Below are 17,654 nucleotides of genomic sequence, written 5' to 3' on the forward strand. Positions count from 1 at the left end.
AGGCATAATCCCGCGCCCCGTTGTCACCACCGTTGCAAGGTACCTGCCCCATGAAAGCTCAAGCCCGCCATATTCTGGTGAAAACCTCGGAAGAAGCCGAGCAGCTCAAACAACGCATCGCCAAGGGCGAAGCCTTCGATGTGCTGGCCAAAAAATACTCCACCTGCCCGTCCGGCAAGCGCGGCGGCGATTTGGGTGAAGTGCGGCCGGGGCAGATGGTTGGAGTGATTGACTCGGTGATCTTCAAGAAACCGCTGCGGGTGGTGCATGGGCCGATCAAGAGCAAGTTCGGGTATCACTTGGTGCAGGTGTTTTATCGGGATTGAGCGGTTGGCTTGAGGGCCTCTGTGGCGAGCAGGCTCACTCTGACAGAGGAACGCATTCCAAATGCAGAGTGAGCCTGCTGGCGATTGATTGCGCAGCACTCAGACTATTTCGGGATCAACGCCCCAGGCACCTGAATCACTTGGCTCGCCAACCGATGCCCCGCCTCGGCCGCCTCAACCGGGCTCCCGCCCTTGAGCCGACTCGCCAGATACGCCGCACTGAACGAATCCCCCGCCGCCGTGGTGTCCACCACGCGCTCGACCTTCTGCGCCGGCACTTCGAACGACTCACCGCCACAGCGAATCAAGCACGCCTCGGCGCCACGCTTGAGCACCACTTCCGGTGTGCCGATCTGCTCGTAGGCGTCAAACACTGCCTCGCTATCGGAAAAATGAAACAGTGCCTGTTCGTCATCGACGGTCAGCAGCGCCAGGTCCACGTACGGCAAGACACTGCGATACGCGGCCCGCGCCTCCTCCAACGATGCCCACAGCCGCGGCCGGTAGTTGTTGTCGAAGACGATTCGCGCGTCCCACTGCCGAGCCTCGATCAGGGTTTCCAGTAACTTCTCCCGACCTTGCTCGCCCAGCACCGCCAGAGTGATGCCACTGAAATACAGCACGTCGTAATCCGGCAATGCCGCCAGTATCGGTGCGGCTGTCGGGGTGGTGAAGCAACTGCGCACGGCGGCTTCGTTGCGCCAGTAAAGGAAGCGTCGCTCGCCAGCGGCATCGGTCTGGATGCAATACAAGCCTGGCAAGCGACCGGGTAACCGCTGGACCATCTCCAGGCCGATGTTCTCGGCCGCCCAGCTCTGGCACATGGCATCGCTGAAGCTGTCATCGCCCAGGGCGGTGACGTAATCCACCGTGCCACCTTCGCCCAGTTCCCGGGACAGGTAGACCGCCGTGTTCAGGGTGTCGCCGCCGAAGCTTTGTTGCAGGCTGCCATCGGCCCGCTGCTGCAACTCGATCATGCACTCGCCGATCAGGGCGATGCGCGGGGTGTTGGGGCCGAGGGTGTTGATGGTGTTCATGGGTGTGGGGTCTCAGGTGATGCGATGTTGTCTGGAAGGATGCCTTCGCGGGCAAGCCTCGCTCCTACAGGTTTGCGATCACTCGCGAACAACACGATCCCGTAGGAGCAAAGCTTGCCCGCGAAGGCCGCACCTCGGTTTCAGGCCTTAGAAACAGGTTTCCATGGTTTCAATCACCTGCAACTGCTCATCCACCAGACACCCGGTGCGCCACTTGTCGAACGTCAGGCACGGATGTGAAGTACCGAAAGAAATGATGTCCCCCACCCGCAATTCAACCCCCGGCGCCACGGTCATGAACGCATGCTGGTCCATCACCGCCGTCACCTTGCAGGCGCTCACATCGTCGCCCACCGCCGGCAGCACGCCGGCCTTGTAACGCAACAACGGCACCGGCAGGCCGGCGTCATACGCCACATCGCGCTTACCGAGGGCGATCACTGCGAAGCCTGGTTCCGGCATCGACTGAACATGCGCCCAGATTTCCAGCGCCGGACGCAAACCTTCATGCAAATCGCTGCGACGGTCGAGCACGCAGCACTGCGCTTCTTTATAGATGCCATGGTCGTGGGCGACGTAACTGCCGGGGCGCAGCACGCTGAGAAAGCGACCGCCGGCGTTCTGGGCTTCGAAGGATTCGGCAATCAGGTCGTACCAGGCAGAGCCCGAAGCGGTGATGATCGGCTTGGGAATTGCGAACGCCCCGCTGTCCTGCAACTGCACCGCCAGACGCACCAGGGAAGAAGCAAATTCACGGATGCCGCTGACCGCGTGATCGCCATGAATCACCCCTTCGTAGCCCTCGATACCGGTCAACGCCAGCGCCGGCTGCGCTGTGATGGCTTTGGCCAGCTCGATCACTTCCAGCTCGCTGCGGCAGCCGCAACGACCGCCGACCACACCGTATTCGATCATCACGTTCAACCGCACGCCGCGGGAGGCGAAGTACGCGCCGAGGTCAGCAACGTTGTCCGGGTGATCGACCATGCAATGGAATTCGAAAGTCGGGTCCGCCAGCAAGTCAGCGATCAACGCCATGTTCGGCGTGCCTACCAGTTGGTTGGCCATCAACACCCGACGCACGCCATGGGCGTAAGCGGCACGGGTCTGGGTCGCGCTGGCCAGGGTGATGCCCCAGGCGCCGGCGTCCAGTTGGCGGCGAAACAGCGCCGGGGTCATGCTGGTTTTACCGTGGGGCGCCAGTTCCGCGCCGCTGTTGCTGACAAACGCCTGCATCCAGCGAATGTTGTGTTCCAGCGCTTCACGGTGCAACACCAGCGCCGGCAGGCTGACGTCGCGCACCAGATGCGCGCCGGTGTGCGCAAAGCCCTTTTCTACGGCAGCAGTCGATTCGGCAGAAGACATGGTCAAACTCCTTACATTCGCGGCCGCAAGCAGCCGCTGTTACTCGTTGATACGCCGGGCCAGGTTGTTGGCGCTGTCGATCAGCACCCGGCGATAGTCGTTGTAATTGTTCTTGGCGTCGGCCCGAGGGGCAACGATGCACAGGGTTGCAATGGCGATGCCGCTGGGGTCTTTGACCGGGGCGGCGAAGCAATGGGTAAAAGTATCGGCGACGCTATCGAAAGAGAAAAAACCATCGAGGCCAGCCTGGCGGATTTCCTGGAGAAACTGTTCCAGCGGCAGGCGTTCGCCGTTGGGCAGGATAAAGTCGTCGTAGTCGATCAGGTCGATGATTGCCTGGTCGCTCAAGTGCGAGAGCAGCAGGCGTCCGGACGCGGTCCAGGGAATTGGCGCGTTTTCGCCGATGTCCGAGGAAATGCGGAAATGCCGCTCGCCCTCTTTCATCAGCGCAACGGTGTACTTGCGACCATTGAGCAGGCACATCTGCGCGGTTTCGCGGGTCTGGCTGACGATTTCCTGCAAGGCGTAATCGGCCTCACGGGTCAGGTCGAAATGGCGCAGGTGCGCCTGCCCGAGGAAGTACAGCTGGCGGCCGAGGTAAACGTGACCGTCCTTGCCCACGGTCTCGAGGATGCGCCGTTCCAACAGCGAGGCCACCAGTTCGTAGACCGTGGATTTCGGGCTGCCGATGCCGCTGGCGATTTCGTTCGGGCGCAGGGGCTGGCCGATCTCCTTGAGGAAATCGAGGATATCGAACGCCCGGTCCAGACCGCGTGCCCGGCGTTTGATGGTGTCTTCGGTCATGTCATCAGGTTCCCATTCAAAGTGCCGGGAGTTTACCTAGAGTGCAGCGGCGACCGTTAGGCCGTCTTCGCGGGTAAACCACGCTCCCACATAGGAATGCGTTCTCCTGTGGGAGCGTGGCTTGCCCGCGATGGGTGCGACTCGGTTCAGGCCTTTTTCTTGTACGCGATGCAGTCAATCTCAACCTTGCAATCAACCATCATGTTCGCCTGCACGCAGGCCCGGGCCGGGGCGTGTTCGCTTTTGAAGTACTCGGAGAACACCTTGTTGAAACTCCAGAAATCCCGCGGATCTTCCAGCCACACACCAGCGCGCACTACGTCTTCGAGGCCATAACCGGCTTCTTCGAGGATGGCGATCAGGTTTTTCATGGTCTGGTGAGTCTGCTCGACGATACCGCCCACAATAATTTCGCCATCCAGCGCCGGCACCTGGCCGGACACATGCAGCCAGCCATCGGCTTCAACGGCTCGGGCGAAAGGACGAGGCTGGCCGCCACCGGCGCTGCTACCGGTGCCGTAACGAGTAATGCTCATGAGTGTTTCTCCTGATTAATAGGGTTAAAAACGAGTGTTCTTGAGAAATTCCGCCAAACGCGGCGATTTCGGGCGCTCGAACAAGTCCTTGGGTGGCCCCTGCTCTTCGATTCGCCCTTGGTTCATGAAGACGATTTTGTCCGAGACTTCGAAGGCAAAACGCATTTCGTGGGTCACCAGCAGCATGGTCATGCCTTCATCGGCCAGGCCCTTGATCACGTTCAGCACTTCGCCGACCAGTTCCGGGTCGAGGGCCGAGGTGACTTCGTCGAACAGCATCAGGCTCGGGTTCATCGCAATCGCCCGGGCAATCGCCACCCGCTGTTGCTGACCGCCGGACAACTGGCCGGGATAGTGATCACGGCGTTCGTACAAGCCAACCCGCTCCAGCCATTTCTCGGCCAGCGCCACGGCTTCGTCCTTGTGCAGCTTTTTGACCTTGAGCAAACCGAGGGTGACGTTCTGCAACGCGGTCAGGTGCGGGAACAGGTTGAACTGCTGGAACGCCATGCCGGTCATCGCGCGATGGCGGGCAATGACTTTTTCCGCGTGGCGTACACGTTTGCCGTTGACCTCGTCATAACCGATGGATTCGCCATCGAGCAGGATCTGCCCGCCCTGGAATTCTTCGAGCATGTTCACGCAACGCAGCAGCGTGGTCTTGCCCGAGCCGCTGGAACCGATCAGCGTGACCACGTTGCCGCGCTGCATGCTAAGGTCGACGCCCTTGAGCACTTCAAGCTTGCCGTATTGTTTGTGCAAGCCGCGAATGTCCAGCAGGGCCTGGCCGTTTTGTGCAGTAGAAGTCTGAGTCATGGCAAAGCCACCCGCTTTTCAATGTGCCGGCCGAGTAATTCGATGGCGTAGTTGATGACGAAAAAAAGGAAACCGGCGAACAGGTAGAACTCGAGGGTCATGAAGGTCCGGGCGATGATCTGTTGCGTGCTGAGCAGCAACTCGGCCACGCCGATCACCGACAGCAAGGTCGAAGCCTTGACGATCTCGGTGGACGAATTGACCCAGGTCGGCAGGATCTGCCGCAACGCCTGAGGCAACAGCACATAACCCAGCGATTGATAAAACGTCAGGCCAATCGCCTTGCTCGCTTCCATCTGCCCGCGAGGTAACGCTTGCAGCGCACCGCGCACGATCTCGGCGACGTGGGAGCCGCAAAACAACGTCAGCCCCAAGGCACCGGCCTGAAACGCACTGATCTGCCAGCCGAGCGCCGGCGCCATATAGAAGCAGGCCAGCACCAGCACAAACACCGGCGTGCCGCGAATCAGATCGACGTAGAAACGGAACGGCGCGCGCATCCAGACATTGCCGTACGTCAGCACCAGACCGGCAACAATGCCGATCATCGTGCCCAGCAAAATCGCCAGGGCCGAGCACTGCACCGTGACCAGAAAGCCCTGCCAAAGCACTTCCCGCGCCACCCACAACTCATGCAACCAACTAGGGGATTCGTACATGGGAGGCTCCTATCGGCGGATCGCCAGACGCTGCTCGAGGTAACGCAGGATCATGGCAATGAGGTAACAGGCCGCAACATAGAGCGCTGTGGTCACCATCCAGGTTTCAATCACCCGGTAGCTCTCGACATTGATCTTGCGCGCGTAATAGGTCAGCTCAGGCACCGCAATTGCGGCCGCCAGCGAGGTGTCCTTGAACAGCGAAATGAAGTTGTTCGACAGCGCCGGCAGCACGTTGCGCAGCATCACCGGCACAGTGACGTAGGCCTTGACCTGCCACTCGCCGAGCCCGATGGCCAACCCGGCTTCACGCTGGCCCTTGGGAATGCTCAACAGCCCGCCACGGAACACTTCGGTCAGGTAAGCCCCGGCATACAGCGACAGGGTGATGATGAACGAAGGGATCTTGTCCAGCCGAATGCCCAGGCTCGGCAACGCGAAGTAGATCAACAGAATCAACACCAGAATCGGCGTGTTACGGATCACCGTCACGTACACCGACGCCAGCACCCGCAACGCGCGATGCTTGGATAACAAAGCAAACGCCATCAGCAGGCCGATCACGCAGCCGATGGCGATCGACACCAGCGCCAGCTCAAGGCCCAGACCGAGCCCCGCTAGCAAACTGGGGAAATCGCGCCACACGGCGGCAAAGTTCAACTGATAGTTCATGGTCAGCAGTACCTTGAACGGGGCGCCTTCATAGCCGCCCCGCTCATCATTTTAGAAATGGAAACGTCGCGAGCGAAGGAAAGACAAGGCGAAAACAGGCGAGAAAGCGGAGTTGGCTTTAGCCAATGAGCATTTCGAGGCTGTTTTCAACGCAGTATTTTCGAGCGCAGCAGTTTTCATTTGAATTCGACGGGGAAACCGATGGCTGGGGTAGGCAGATCGACACCGAACCATTGTTTGAACGACGCCGCGTAAGTCGGAAACTCGACGCCGGTCATCGCTTCATGCAGCACCGTGTTGACGAAGTTCAGCCAATCCTGATCGCCACGTTTAACGGCGCAGGCGTAGGTTTGCGGGCTCCAGGCGTAGGTCGGGCTGCGATAGCGGCCAGGGTTCTGCACCATCAGGTATTTGACCGACGACTGATCGGTGGCGGCGGCATCGGCACGACCAGAGTTCACGGCTTGATACATCAAGTCGACGCTGTCGTACTGGTCGACCTTGGCTTTGGGCAGCGCCTGATGCACCAGCTCTTCGGCGTACACGTTTTGCAGCACCGCCACGGTCACGCTGTCGCCAGCCGCTTGCAGGTCTTCGATTTCTTTGTACTTGCTGTTGTTGGGTAACAGCAGGCCGACGCCTTCGCGGTAGTACGGCAGGGTGAATGCAACCTGCTGCGCACGGCTGGCGGTAACGGTAATGAACTGGCAACTGATGTCGACTTTGTCCGTCAGCAGGTTCGGAATCCGCGCATCGGACGACTGCACCACGTACTCAACCTTGCTCGGATCGTTGAACAAACCCTTGGCAATCATGTGCCCGATATCGATATCAAAACCCTGCAACTTGCCGTCCGCCCCCTGGAAGTGCCACGGCGCGTTGGTACTCCCCGTACCCACAATCAATTTCCCACGGGTCAGCACGCTATCGAGCTTGCTGTCCGCTGCCTGGGCAACACCCACGGCAGCGGCCGAAGCCGCGAGAATCAAAACACACGCTTTGAACAAGGAAGGTCGGCGATGCATGGCAAGCACTCCAGATGATATGTATTCCGCTATACCGGAAGTAGGTATGTAACAACGGAATAGACAGCAGAAAGTGTGCCACAGGATCCGCAAGGGATCTGCAAGGAATTGAAATGTTTTTTGAATCAAGGGGATGCGTGTGGTGGGGAAGAAGGTGTTGATCAGGGCGCTGAACGGATGCGCTACCGATGGCCACACTCTGCGGGTATTGGGGCCACATTTCAGTGCGGCCGCATCAGCAAAGCGCGTTTTTCTTAACACGCACCTGTCAACTCTGACAGTAGAAGGACAGCTGCTGCTGGTTTACCGTCGACGGCACACAAAAGCTATGACCGGAGGTTGCCATGAGTTCGACAACTCAACGTTCAGATCTACCCTCCCTCTACCGCAAAGCCCTGAAAACCTGGCGCCCGGTAATCCTGTATTTCGGCAATCAGCACTGCCCTGCGTGCGAAGAGGCCGGGCCGATTTTTCGCGGGATCGCCGAGCCGTATCGGCAGCGGGCGGACATCTACATGTTGAACACCAGCGAATCGCCGCGGCACCCGAATGTCACCGGGACGCCGACTGTGTTGTTTTACAAGGATGGGAGACTGCTGAAAAAGCTTAAAGGGATTGGTACTGAAGAAACCCTGGCGGTGGATTTTGTCCGACACATCGGCAGAACCAAGGCCCCCAGCACTCATTTGAAACCACGGCATGATCTGCCGTGGTTGCGCCGAACGTTGAGCGGGCTCTGCACAATCACGCGCGCGCATCGTCGGCTGATTTGAGGCAATACATTTCCCGTCATCGTTGCGGCGTCTGAAAAATCGCTTTCGCGGGCAAGCCCGCTCCCACAGGGGTCAGCGTCGTTGACAAATTTCGTGTACGACGCGGACAGTGTGGGAGCGGGCTTGCCCGCGAAGGGGCTGGCACTGTCAGCGCCAGCCCTGGATTTACGCGGCCTCACGCACCAGCAACACCCGCGTCACTCGCCGTTCTTCAACAGCTTTGACGGTCATTTGCCAGCCTGCATATTCCAGACGATCACCCACCATCGGCAGCCGATCCAGCAAGCTCATCACCAGGCCGGCCAGCGTTTGATAGTCCTCGGTCGGCTCTGCACCAAACCCGGTGCGCTGGCGCACGCGCATCAGGTTCAATGCTCCGCTGACCATGAACCCACCCTGCTCCTCGACCACGTCCGGGCCTTCGACTTCACTGGCGTCGGGCAGCTCGCCGGCAATCGACTCCAGAATGTCGGTCATGGTCAATACGCCGACAAAATCGCCAAACTCATTGACCACAAACGCGATGTGCGTCGATGCCGCACGCATCTGTTCCAAAGCATTAAGGATCGAATAACTGTCCAGCAAGTTGATTGTTTTGCGCGCTAGGTCTTCGAGGTCGGGCTCGTTGCCGCCCAGGTATTCCTTCAACAGTTCCTTTTTGTGCACGAAGCCCAGCGGCTCATCCACCGCGCCGTCGCGAATCAGCGGCAGGCGCGAGTAGGACGAATGCATCAGCTGTGTACGAATGGTCTCGGCATCGTCAGATAAATCGATGTGGTCGACATCGGCCCGCACGGTCATCAAGGTGCGAATTGGCCGCTCGGCCAATTGCAGCACGCCACTGATCATCACCCGCTCGCGCCGGTCGAACAGCACTTCACTCGGCGCTGCACCGTTATCCAGCAAGTCGGCAATTTCCTCGCCAACCTCTTCCGCCGCCAAGGTGCGACCACCCAGCAAACGCATCACCGCATGGGCGGTACGTTCGCGCACCGGTCGCAGGCCCTGCAGGGAGCGTTTGCGCCGGGCCCGGGCGATCTGGTTGAACACTTCGATCAGGATCGAGAAGCCGATGGCCGCATACAGGTAGCCCTTGGGAATGTGGAACCCCAGGCCCTCGGCGGTCAGGGCGAAGCCGATCATCATCAAGAAGCCCAGACAGAGCATGATCACCGTCGGGTGTTCGTTGACGAATCGGGTCAGCGGCTTGCTGGCGACGATCATCAGGCCGATGGAAATAATCACCGCGATCATCATCACCGCCAGTTCATCGACCATGCCCACGGCGGTAATCACCGCATCGAGGGAGAACACCGCATCGAGCACCACGATCTGCGCCACGATCGGCCAGAACATCGCATAAGCGCTGTTGCTGGCGCGCTGGCCGATATGACCTTCGAGCCGTTCATGCAATTCCATGGTGGCCTTGAACAACAGGAACACACCGCCGAACAGCATGATCAGGTCTCGGCCCGAGAAGCTCTTGTCGAACACCTCGAACAGCGGCTGAGTCAGGGTCACCAGCCAGGAAATACTCGCCAGCAAGCCAAGGCGCATCAGCAGCGCGAGGGACAAACCGATGATCCGCGCACGGTCACGCTGCTCCGGCGGCAACTTGTCCGCCAGGATCGCAATAAACACCAGGTTGTCGATGCCCAGCACCAGTTCCAGCACGATCAAGGTCAACAGGCCCAGCCACGCGGTGGGGTCAGCTATCCATTCCATAAAATTATCTCGATCTCTTCAGCGAATTCAGAATGCCGGGCACGGCAAAGTGCGGCGCGAGGGCCGTTGGGCTGCGATGAAAAAGATAGACTGGAATCGGAAAACCGGGTGTTTGGCGTGCGTCAGGGTTGCGCGCAGGCGCGAGATGAAGGGCTGACTGGGAGGCTCCGAGAGGGTGTTCATGCAGGTCCTGAAAGGAAAAAGGACTTGGAGCGTACAGGCTGTAGCGAAAAGCCCTGCACGCGCAATTATTTCAAAGTTTGTAGGACAAATCCGAGGTCTGATCCGCTGTCGTCGCAGCGACGGCAGCAGATCCCGGGCTCGCAATACTCAAAGACCCGCCAGACTTCTCAACTGCGCCAGTGTTTCCACGTCCAGCAGAATGCCGTGCTGCAACGATTTTTCCCGCTGCAAATGCCGGCGATCACCCGGCAGGCGCTTAAGGCCAACACCGTGCATTTGCCGCACCAGTTCATGACTGCGCTCAGCGAAACTCTGCCCGGCGGCCTTGTCCGGATCGATCACGATCAATAGCTGACCGGTCCAGGGCGTCTTCGCCCCCGGGTGGTTCTTCCAGTCAAACTCGAAGGAAAAATTACCGCCGGTCAACGCCGCTGCGAGCAATTCCACCATCATCGACAGGGCCGAACCCTTGTGGCCGCCAAACGGCAGCAGCGCGCCACCTTCAAGAATGGCTTTCGGATCCTGAGTCGGCTGCCCGAGACTGTCGACCCCCATCCCAGGTGGCAAACGCTCCCCTTGCGCGCCGCGATCTGCACGTCACCGTGGGCGATGGCGCTGGTGGCCAGATCGAAAACGATCGGCGCTGCACCTGCACGTGGCGCCGCGAAGGCGATGGGGTTAGTGCCGAACAGCGGCCGGTCGGCGCCATGCGGCACGACGCACGTCATGCTGTTGACCACACTCAGAGCCACCAGACCTTCTTCGGCGAAAGGCTCGACGTCCGGCCACAACGCCGCGAAATGATGCGAATTGCGAATCGCCAGAACAGCGATTCCGGCACTGCGGGCCTTCTCCACCAACAACCTGCGTGCCGCCTCCAGCGCTGGCTGAGCGAAACCGTTGCCGGCATCAACCCGCACAAACCCCGAGGCGACGTCCTCGACCTGCGGCACGGCTTGGCCGTCGACCCAGCCACTGTTGAGGGTCGACACATAACCGGGAATGCGAAACACGCCATGGCTGTGGGCACCGTCTCGCTCGGCATTGGCGCAGTTGGCTGCGAGGGATCGTGCAACGGCGGCGGATGTGCCGTGGCGCAGGAAAATCGTTTCAAGCAATTGCGTCAACGCCTCAAGCGACAGCGTTGACGAGGCAGCAGCAGACAGGTGATCGGATGGCGCAGACATCTGAAGCTCCAGATTAATTATTGGAGGGAACAACAGCGTACGAACTCGCGAACCGATTAATCACGTCGTCAAGGCAACGTGTCAACCCTTGAACGGGGTGATCGGGCAACGGCGTCGCAGATAGGCACATTGCGCCACGCAGCGTGCGGTAACTATGTACCACCCGACGCTCGCTGCAGACTCATACCCTTGGGCCTCAATCTATCGGCGCTGCAAATGCGCCCCGTCGAGACTCGATCATGCCCGCAGTTATTTCCCCATTGTTGTTTCCCGAAACGTTGAAGTCGCCTGGGCTCTGGGACGAGTTGGGGTCAATGCATGGGTTGTCCCGCGAGGACTTCGACTGGCTGGCCCATACCGAATTGGCCTCGCAATCCATGCGCAGCCAGCAAGTCCCGTCGATGCTCGCCCAGCGCATCCTGCTCAGCACAACGGGGCTGCCCGCTGTGCCGTTGGCCGGCAGTTTCACGCTCGGTTCCACAGCGGATAAAAATCGGGAGATTCTTTACACACCCTATCAAGGCATCCAGAAACACCCCAGCCGCGCTGACCTCAAGAAGGAATTGGAAAGACGCCTCAAGACGCCCGACGTTGCTCGACGTTTACTGGCCTTCCTACCGATAGCTCAACGCAAGCATCTGCTGGAAGCCGATGCTATCCAGATCACCTTTGAAACCATTGCCGAAGATCTATTCGATGATCAGCGTTCCGTCATCACTCAGGCTCAGCGCATAAACGCCGAAGCGCTGCTGGTTGAACTGAAGCAACTGCCCTCCCTCGCCTCGCTGATCGAAGATGTGCTGCAACAGTTGCTTCAGCCCACATTTCCCGATCTGCAACAACGCCACACTCGCGTCAGTTTCTACAGCAGCCCCGACAACGGCATCACTCGACACTGGCTGGAGTCCATGAGTCTGAGCGATGCCGTGCTGATGTATTTCCGACACCAGCACTGGCCGCACGGCCAGTTACACGAGTACTCCAATTCGGCGAGGTCGCCGCAGACGACGGATCAAGCCCATTGGGAGAACGCGGTGATCAGCGCTTCAAGCAAATTGACCGCGTTGCTGTTTGAACGTCTTGAAACCTATTGGCAAGCGCCCTGCGCCGACGGCTCCTCTCGTCGTGCGTTTTTTGCTCTGGCACTGGAAGACCAGGCCCGCGCCGAACTGCTGCTCAAACGCGAAACCAATGTCATCGATGCTGCGCAGTTCACCACCTTGCATGGAATGATCGAGCCGCTGCCGTCCGCCTCTCGCCGCCCCACGCTGGAGACCGTGCGCATGTGGGAGTACCAGCCCAACTACGTGGAGCTGGCAGGTTCGGTGATGATCAGCCACACCAATGCCTACCTGTATACGCCGACCCAGGGCCTGCAAGTGCTCAAGGACTACCAGGATCTCAAGCAAACCCTGTTGAGCAAGTTCAAGACTGCCGGCCACGAAGACGAACTTTACGGGCTGTTGAGTCTGGAGGAGCGCAGCCGCTTTATCGGTTTCGACCAACCGCAGGTGACAGGCGACGTCATATCCGGCGAAATCTTTGAAGTGCTGTTTGAATTCATCATCACCAAACAACGGGGGAACACCGAATACGCCTTACAAGTATGTCGCCACAGTGATGGCGCCGTAGACGCACATGCCTTGTACGACAAAGCGCTGGATATCCGCACGATGCTCCATGAGCAGTTGCTCACGCTCGATGCCGGCGAGCGCTGGAGCACCCGCCCGATATTGCTCGGCCGGGAGCAACCCTCGCAGGTGTTGGCCGACAAAGCGACGATTGCAATCAAGTCGTTCCGAGACGTGACAGCGGCGCTGCTCCTTGAGTTCGCCGCCCAGCCACTCACCACCGCAGCCACTCAGCGCGATTATCTGGAGAACATGAAACCAAGGTTGGCTCATTCCCTGTATGTCGGCGTGCACGGCGAAGCGGAGCTGAGGGTCACTCACGGCACATTGCAAAACACCCAGCGGGCCATTGTCGATACCGTGTTCAACGCTGACCGCCCCACCCGAAAGGATCGGCACTCACTCAACGGCTTTCGCCCCGATGCCTGGTCGCTGACGGTGAGCGTCTCCGGGGAGGAAAAACCATTGCCGCTCGATCATTGCGTATTGCTGACAGAGCGCGGTGGCCTCGACGCCGACTATTCCGGATGGGTGATCTTGTGGACACCGGCCCTGGGACTTGAGGCGTTCGAAAACATTCTCAGTGCCCGCCAGGCGCTGAACCGGCGGCTAAAAGACAGCGTTCAGCGGCTCACCCTTCTGGAAAACCTGCGTCCCCGACCGGAACTGCTCCATCGCCAATATTCGTTGGGCCCGCTGCAGTTGATCGAAGGAAATGTACTCGAGGCCTGCATGCAGTCGGCGATCGAGCTTTATCTGGCTCGCTGCGAACAACTGCGTACACAGCTGAAAGATCCCGCGCACCTGGCAAAGGCACTCACTTCACTTGGCAAAAACCTGCTGGAAACCAACCTGCAACGAGCGACCGACATCGCTCAGGCCATCAAGCAGCAGCAATCACTGGCGGCCTGGCTGGGTATGGCGCCGATTGCCGAACAACAACTGCAGCTCGAATTGTTGGAGCGATGGCGCAACAGCGTCATCGATGACAAGGACTACCTGCACGGTATTCCGTCCCTGGTGCACTACGTGCGCGAGACGCTGGCGTCGTTGCTCAAGGCTCGATTTTCGGCGGGTCAGGTTGATCCGCAACAGATTGAGATCATCCCGAACCTGGCCCTTGCCGGGCCGCCGCGCAACCTCGTCGAGTTCGCCTTGAACCACGTCAACATCGCTCAGGGCACCGGTTTCAAAGTGGCGTCGAAAACCACCCAGGCCCTACCCGCTGGCCTTGATCAGCAGGTTGTTCGACAGTTGCTGCTGTCACTGGCGATTCCGACTGTCTACACAAAACAAATCACCGATGCGCTCTCGGAAAAAACCCCTCAGGCTGACTCGCGCAAACAACGCTTTGTACAGCAAATACCCTGGCAACTGCTGCAATACGCGCACGCATTAAAACTGCAACAGCGCCTGTCCGGGCAGTCCTTCGATCTGCTCAGCCAAGTGCTGGACATGCCAGATGGCAAGGCACGCGCCAGCGTTGAGGGCGCCGATGCAATCGTGTCCCCCCTGGCGTTGATCAAGACTGCTGGCGCTGCGCCTGTCGAGATTCAGGCAATGTATGTGATCGGTACTTCGCTGCCGGGTCCACGGGTGCTTTACACGCCTTACGCCGATGAAGTTTTTCGTCAATTTGCAAGCGAGGCTGACCTCGTGGCCGCTCTGAATGTGCCGGGTTTGCTGCAGGATCTGCTGATTCGACGCTCGCCCGAGAGTCAGCAAGCTTCATTGCGCGGGTTATTGGCGTCGAGCGTTGGCGAAGTCAGCGAAATGACGCTGTCGGTCAAGGCTATCGAAGAAAATTTTCTTTCGCGTTTATACCGCGACAACCTTGCCCTGCTGCCGCACCTGCTCGCCAGTCAGTTGCAAAGTACTGCGCAGGCCGATTGGGAGGCGGCAAAAAACCTCTTCAGCGAAGGCGTCAATCTGGTCTCCGGCCTGTTGCCGGGCAAACTCGCCTATGTGCCATTCCTCTGGAATAGCTACAAAGCGTTCAAGGACTCCGCCGAGGCCTTACAGGATCACCATTGGAAACGCGCACTGAAGGCGTTCATGACGGGCGCCGTGCAAATGGTCAGCATGGGGCGTCTGTCGATGGAGTCATCCTCGGAAACGGTGACGGATGCCGAGTCAGCACTACAGGAAACGCCGCTGGCAGCCCCCGCCGCGACCAGATAAACCCGACCGCGCCCTCACGCACTGAACTGCAACCGTTCGAATCCACGACGGTCGCACTGACCCATCTCGCCCATGATCCCGTCAGCGGTACCTACACCAACCCCATCGACAAGCGCACGTATGCAGCCATTGCCGGCAAGGTCTATCGCGTCGACAAGCCAGGCGTCGTTTGGCGAATGGCCAATGAGCATTCGTACGGCCCGACCTTGCGTAAAAATGCTACGCAACTGGTGCTGGATCCGGATCGACATACCATCCATTACGGCAAGGCCCTGTCGAAAATGTACAACCGTTATGCGGCCGACCGTGAACGCCGGCTGGTGCTGAACATCGAAGCACAGGGCATGGAAGACATTCGTGCCAAACACCCCGACAAGGCTCGAATGCTGCTGCAGGCTGTCGAGATGGCCCGCCATTACGCGTTCAACAGTTTGTACAATCTGGCCCTGTTCAAAGGCGAACGCTCCGGTAGCCGGCTGGATAACTTCCTCAAGCTTTTTTTGATCTGGACGAGATCGACAACGCAGTCATCGGCAAAGTGAAAAACGCGATAGTCCCGCTGTGCACCGCGCTGGTGGATCCGATGGAAGACTTGATGAATACCGACCGTTTCATCATAGGTTCGAACAAATACCCTGAGGCCAATCTGATTGCTTTTGTTCTGGATGACGACGAACAGCGCAAGGTGCACTTCACCGAGAAGTTTTTCAATCAGCAACTGGACTGGTACAAATCCTCCCTGACTGAACCCTTCAATGTCGACGGACACGCCCAGGCATCCACCTTGATTCACGAGTTCGCGCATCAAATCTGCAAGGCCGTTGACATTGCCACGCTGGAAGCTCGGCGACCGTTTACCGATCTGATCGAGACCATCACCGGGCATGGCGCCGCAATGAAAAGCTCGCAGCAGGCGTTTCAACGCGACGCACTATCGCTGGCAACACCCAGGCAGGAGTTGTTTTCGCGCTGGAGTGACAAACATCAATCGTGGATCGACTACGACCAAATTCCTGAACTGTCGAACGTCAGCAAAGCGATTCTCGACGCTACGCGCAGCCCTACCCTGGCGGCAGCACGCGATGCTTTCCTCGATCAGCAGACGCCGCATGCGCGCATTGACACCATCCTGCGCAATGCCGATTCAATTGCTTTCCTGATTTGTCAGCTGGGCAGACAACTCGATCCGGTGAGCAATTCTTCGCCGTAAGCAGGCAAAAAAATGCGCAGGCGAACCTGCGCATATTCAGGGCTGTCGACAGCGCTGCGGATCAGTCTTTCTGATCCCTCAGTACATTGCCCGATGCGCCGTCGATGCGAAATTCGTAAACAACGCCATCGGCTTTGCGCCCCTCGCCTTTCCAATAACCGTTGTTGTCGGCTTCGATTTCATAGACTTCGACATAACCGGCCTTGGTTTTGACGATTTCGATGGCTTTTTCAATGGTGACCCAGCCGGCACCTGGTTTATCCGCCAAAGCGGCACCCGCAGTGAGCAAGCTTGCCGTGGCTATTAAGGCTGCAAAGGTTCTTTTGATCATTTTTTCACTCCATTTGTGGATAGTAGGCGTGCATGTCCTGTTTTTTTGGCCGTCACCGGGGAAAATAAATTCCACTTTGATGGGCAATTGCCATGACGGATGTTCTCGCCGCCTTACCCGCAAGGTTAGAATGCAGCAAATCAGGATGAGTCAATGACCGAACACTCTCTCTCGGAAGCCGAATACGACGCCGTCACCGATGCCGCTGCGCACTGGTGCATGCGTCTGCACGCCAACGACTGCACTGCCGAGGAGCGTCAGGCGTTCGAACAATGGCACGACGCTCATCCGCTGCATGCGTTCGAGTACGAAGCCATGCTGGAGATCTGGGACGTAGCCGGCGACTTGCCGCGCCCGGAACCTGCCGTTGTGGTGCCGATCCGCCAACCTTCACGCGCATGGCGTCAATACGCGGTAGCAGCGGGTGTCTGTGCACTGGCCTTGCCGCTGGCGGCTTATGCCGGCTGGAATCTCGGCTGGTTGCCTGACAGCTATGAGCATTTCGCCGCGACCGACAATGTGCGCCAGGTCACCTTGAGTGACGGCAGCCAGCTCCAACTGAACCTCAACACTGACCTGACCTTCAGCAATTACAAGGATGAACGACGCGTTACCTTGAAAAAGGGGAAGCGTTTTTCACTGTCAGCCACGACCTCAGCCATCCGTTTATCGTTCGCGCAGGCGAAGGCAGAGTTCGCGTGACAGGCACGCGCTTCAATGTCTGGATGTACGAAGATCAAGTGCGGGTGAATCTGGTCGAAGGTTCAGTGCTGGTCACCAGCAATTCCGCACTGCCGGGTGATGGCTTGCGTCTCGGGCCAGCGATGCAGGCGCGTTATCGGCAAGGCGATTACATGCCACAAATCAGCCAGACGTACCCCGGCGACACGTCGCTGGCCTGGCTAAGCGGAAAACTGGTGCTGGACAATCTGGCACTCAGCGATGCGCTGCCGCTGATCAACCGTTACCTGAAAACCCCCTTGATGCTCGCCGACAGCAATACCGGTTCGCTTCGGGTCGGCGGCATTTACAACATCAAAGAACTGAACAACCTGGTGAGCTCTCTGCCCAAAGTGTTGCCGGTCTACGTGACGCGCAACAAGGAAGGCAACACCGTTATCAATACCCTGCCGCAACAACCGCCAAAAAGCTGAAGGCCACATCCTTTAACGGAATGTGGCCTTCGGGTCTTG

At 58.8% G+C, this 17,654-nt stretch carries 14 protein-coding genes and 2 pseudogenes; 5 read left to right on the forward strand and 11 right to left on the reverse strand.

What is annotated here, in order from left to right; genetic code table 11:
* The first annotated feature begins 50 nt into the window (after positions 1–50).
* The gene (locus JFT87_RS20040) at positions 51–326 is read left to right on the forward strand and encodes a peptidylprolyl isomerase (RefSeq protein ID WP_134418397.1); all 276 of its coding nucleotides are present in this window, start codon (positions 51–53) and stop codon (positions 324–326) included.
* A gap of 104 nt (positions 327–430) precedes the next feature.
* On the opposite strand, the gene JFT87_RS20045 is transcribed toward JFT87_RS20040, so the two are convergent.
* The 8 genes from JFT87_RS20045 to JFT87_RS20080 form a co-directional block, all read right to left on the reverse strand.
* Positions 431–1,363, reverse strand: coding sequence for a sugar kinase (locus JFT87_RS20045; protein ID WP_201204027.1), 933 nt, complete (start codon positions 1,361–1,363; stop codon positions 431–433).
* A gap of 147 nt (positions 1,364–1,510) precedes the next feature.
* On the reverse strand, positions 1,511–2,728 hold the full coding sequence (locus tag JFT87_RS20050) for an amino acid deaminase (RefSeq protein WP_201204029.1): 1,218 nt from the start codon (positions 2,726–2,728) through the stop codon (positions 1,511–1,513).
* A 39-nt stretch (positions 2,729–2,767) separates the two neighbouring features.
* On the reverse strand, positions 2,768–3,532 hold the full coding sequence (locus JFT87_RS20055) for an IclR family transcriptional regulator (protein ID WP_201204031.1): 765 nt from the start codon (positions 3,530–3,532) through the stop codon (positions 2,768–2,770).
* Between the two features lie 146 nt (positions 3,533–3,678).
* The gene (locus JFT87_RS20060) at positions 3,679–4,068 is read right to left on the reverse strand and encodes a RidA family protein (protein WP_201204033.1); all 390 of its coding nucleotides are present in this window, start codon (positions 4,066–4,068) and stop codon (positions 3,679–3,681) included.
* 24 nt (positions 4,069–4,092) lie between these two features.
* Positions 4,093–4,884: an amino acid ABC transporter ATP-binding protein gene (locus tag JFT87_RS20065; RefSeq protein ID WP_201204035.1), complete on the reverse strand. Its 792-nt coding sequence runs from the start codon at positions 4,882–4,884 to the stop codon at positions 4,093–4,095.
* The gene (locus tag JFT87_RS20070; protein ID WP_201204036.1) at positions 4,881–5,543 is read right to left on the reverse strand and encodes an amino acid ABC transporter permease; all 663 of its coding nucleotides are present in this window, start codon (positions 5,541–5,543) and stop codon (positions 4,881–4,883) included. The genes JFT87_RS20065 and JFT87_RS20070 overlap by 4 nt, the downstream gene beginning before the upstream one ends.
* A 9-nt stretch (positions 5,544–5,552) precedes the next feature.
* On the reverse strand, positions 5,553–6,215 hold the full coding sequence (locus JFT87_RS20075) for an amino acid ABC transporter permease (protein WP_201204038.1): 663 nt from the start codon (positions 6,213–6,215) through the stop codon (positions 5,553–5,555).
* Between the two features lie 176 nt (positions 6,216–6,391).
* Complete coding sequence (locus JFT87_RS20080; RefSeq protein WP_201204047.1) at positions 6,392–7,240, reverse strand: transporter substrate-binding domain-containing protein; 849 nt, start codon at positions 7,238–7,240, stop codon at positions 6,392–6,394.
* Between the two features lie 344 nt (positions 7,241–7,584).
* Here JFT87_RS20080 and JFT87_RS20085 point away from each other — a divergent pair, with 344 nt between their 5' ends.
* The gene (locus JFT87_RS20085; protein WP_201204048.1) at positions 7,585–8,013 is read left to right on the forward strand and encodes a thioredoxin family protein; all 429 of its coding nucleotides are present in this window, start codon (positions 7,585–7,587) and stop codon (positions 8,011–8,013) included.
* Between the two features lie 165 nt (positions 8,014–8,178).
* Here JFT87_RS20085 and JFT87_RS20090 read toward each other — a convergent pair whose 3' ends face one another.
* Positions 8,179–9,738: a TerC family protein gene (locus tag JFT87_RS20090; protein WP_201204049.1), complete on the reverse strand. Its 1,560-nt coding sequence runs from the start codon at positions 9,736–9,738 to the stop codon at positions 8,179–8,181.
* Between the two features lie 330 nt (positions 9,739–10,068).
* Positions 10,069–11,108 (reverse strand): annotated as a pseudogene (locus JFT87_RS20095) (Ldh family oxidoreductase).
* A gap of 239 nt (positions 11,109–11,347) precedes the next feature.
* Between JFT87_RS20095 and JFT87_RS20100 the strand changes: the two are divergent.
* Together JFT87_RS20100 and JFT87_RS28725 are read left to right on the forward strand one after the other, a co-directional pair.
* Positions 11,348–14,920, forward strand: coding sequence for a dermonecrotic toxin domain-containing protein (locus JFT87_RS20100; RefSeq protein WP_342367185.1), 3,573 nt, complete (start codon positions 11,348–11,350; stop codon positions 14,918–14,920).
* Between the two features lie 595 nt (positions 14,921–15,515).
* Positions 15,516–16,130 carry a hypothetical protein gene (locus JFT87_RS28725; RefSeq protein ID WP_342367186.1) on the forward strand — a complete coding sequence of 205 codons (615 nt, stop codon included), beginning with the start codon at positions 15,516–15,518 and terminating at the stop codon, positions 16,128–16,130.
* Between the two features lie 61 nt (positions 16,131–16,191).
* On the opposite strand, the gene JFT87_RS20105 is transcribed toward JFT87_RS28725, so the two are convergent.
* Positions 16,192–16,461, reverse strand: coding sequence for a PepSY domain-containing protein (locus JFT87_RS20105; RefSeq protein WP_201204050.1), 270 nt, complete (start codon positions 16,459–16,461; stop codon positions 16,192–16,194).
* 153 nt (positions 16,462–16,614) lie between these two features.
* Between JFT87_RS20105 and JFT87_RS20110 the strand changes: the two are divergent.
* Positions 16,615–17,615 (forward strand): annotated as a pseudogene (locus tag JFT87_RS20110) (FecR family protein).
* The last annotated feature ends 39 nt before the right edge of the window (positions 17,616–17,654 follow it).

This window comes from Pseudomonas sp. TH15, from assembly GCF_016651105.1.
Taxonomy (GTDB): Bacteria; Pseudomonadota; Gammaproteobacteria; order Pseudomonadales; family Pseudomonadaceae; genus Aquipseudomonas.

Coding starts and splice junctions, on each gene's coding strand:
- JFT87_RS20040 (WP_134418397.1), top strand. CDS start 51: ATGAAAGCTCAAGCCCGCCATATTCTGGTGAAAACCTCGGAAGAAGCC.
- JFT87_RS20045 (WP_201204027.1), bottom strand. CDS start 1,363: ATGAACACCATCAACACCCTCGGCCCCAACACCCCGCGCATCGCCCTG.
- JFT87_RS20050 (WP_201204029.1), bottom strand. CDS start 2,728: ATGTCTTCTGCCGAATCGACTGCTGCCGTAGAAAAGGGCTTTGCGCAC.
- JFT87_RS20055 (WP_201204031.1), bottom strand. CDS start 3,532: ATGACCGAAGACACCATCAAACGCCGGGCACGCGGTCTGGACCGGGCG.
- JFT87_RS20060 (WP_201204033.1), bottom strand. CDS start 4,068: ATGAGCATTACTCGTTACGGCACCGGTAGCAGCGCCGGTGGCGGCCAG.
- JFT87_RS20065 (WP_201204035.1), bottom strand. CDS start 4,884: ATGACTCAGACTTCTACTGCACAAAACGGCCAGGCCCTGCTGGACATT.
- JFT87_RS20070 (WP_201204036.1), bottom strand. CDS start 5,543: ATGTACGAATCCCCTAGTTGGTTGCATGAGTTGTGGGTGGCGCGGGAA.
- JFT87_RS20075 (WP_201204038.1), bottom strand. CDS start 6,215: ATGAACTATCAGTTGAACTTTGCCGCCGTGTGGCGCGATTTCCCCAGT.
- JFT87_RS20080 (WP_201204047.1), bottom strand. CDS start 7,240: ATGCATCGCCGACCTTCCTTGTTCAAAGCGTGTGTTTTGATTCTCGCG.
- JFT87_RS20085 (WP_201204048.1), top strand. CDS start 7,585: ATGAGTTCGACAACTCAACGTTCAGATCTACCCTCCCTCTACCGCAAA.
- JFT87_RS20090 (WP_201204049.1), bottom strand. CDS start 9,738: ATGGAATGGATAGCTGACCCCACCGCGTGGCTGGGCCTGTTGACCTTG.
- JFT87_RS20100 (WP_342367185.1), top strand. CDS start 11,348: ATGCCCGCAGTTATTTCCCCATTGTTGTTTCCCGAAACGTTGAAGTCG.
- JFT87_RS28725 (WP_342367186.1), top strand. CDS start 15,516: ATGAATACCGACCGTTTCATCATAGGTTCGAACAAATACCCTGAGGCC.
- JFT87_RS20105 (WP_201204050.1), bottom strand. CDS start 16,461: ATGATCAAAAGAACCTTTGCAGCCTTAATAGCCACGGCAAGCTTGCTC.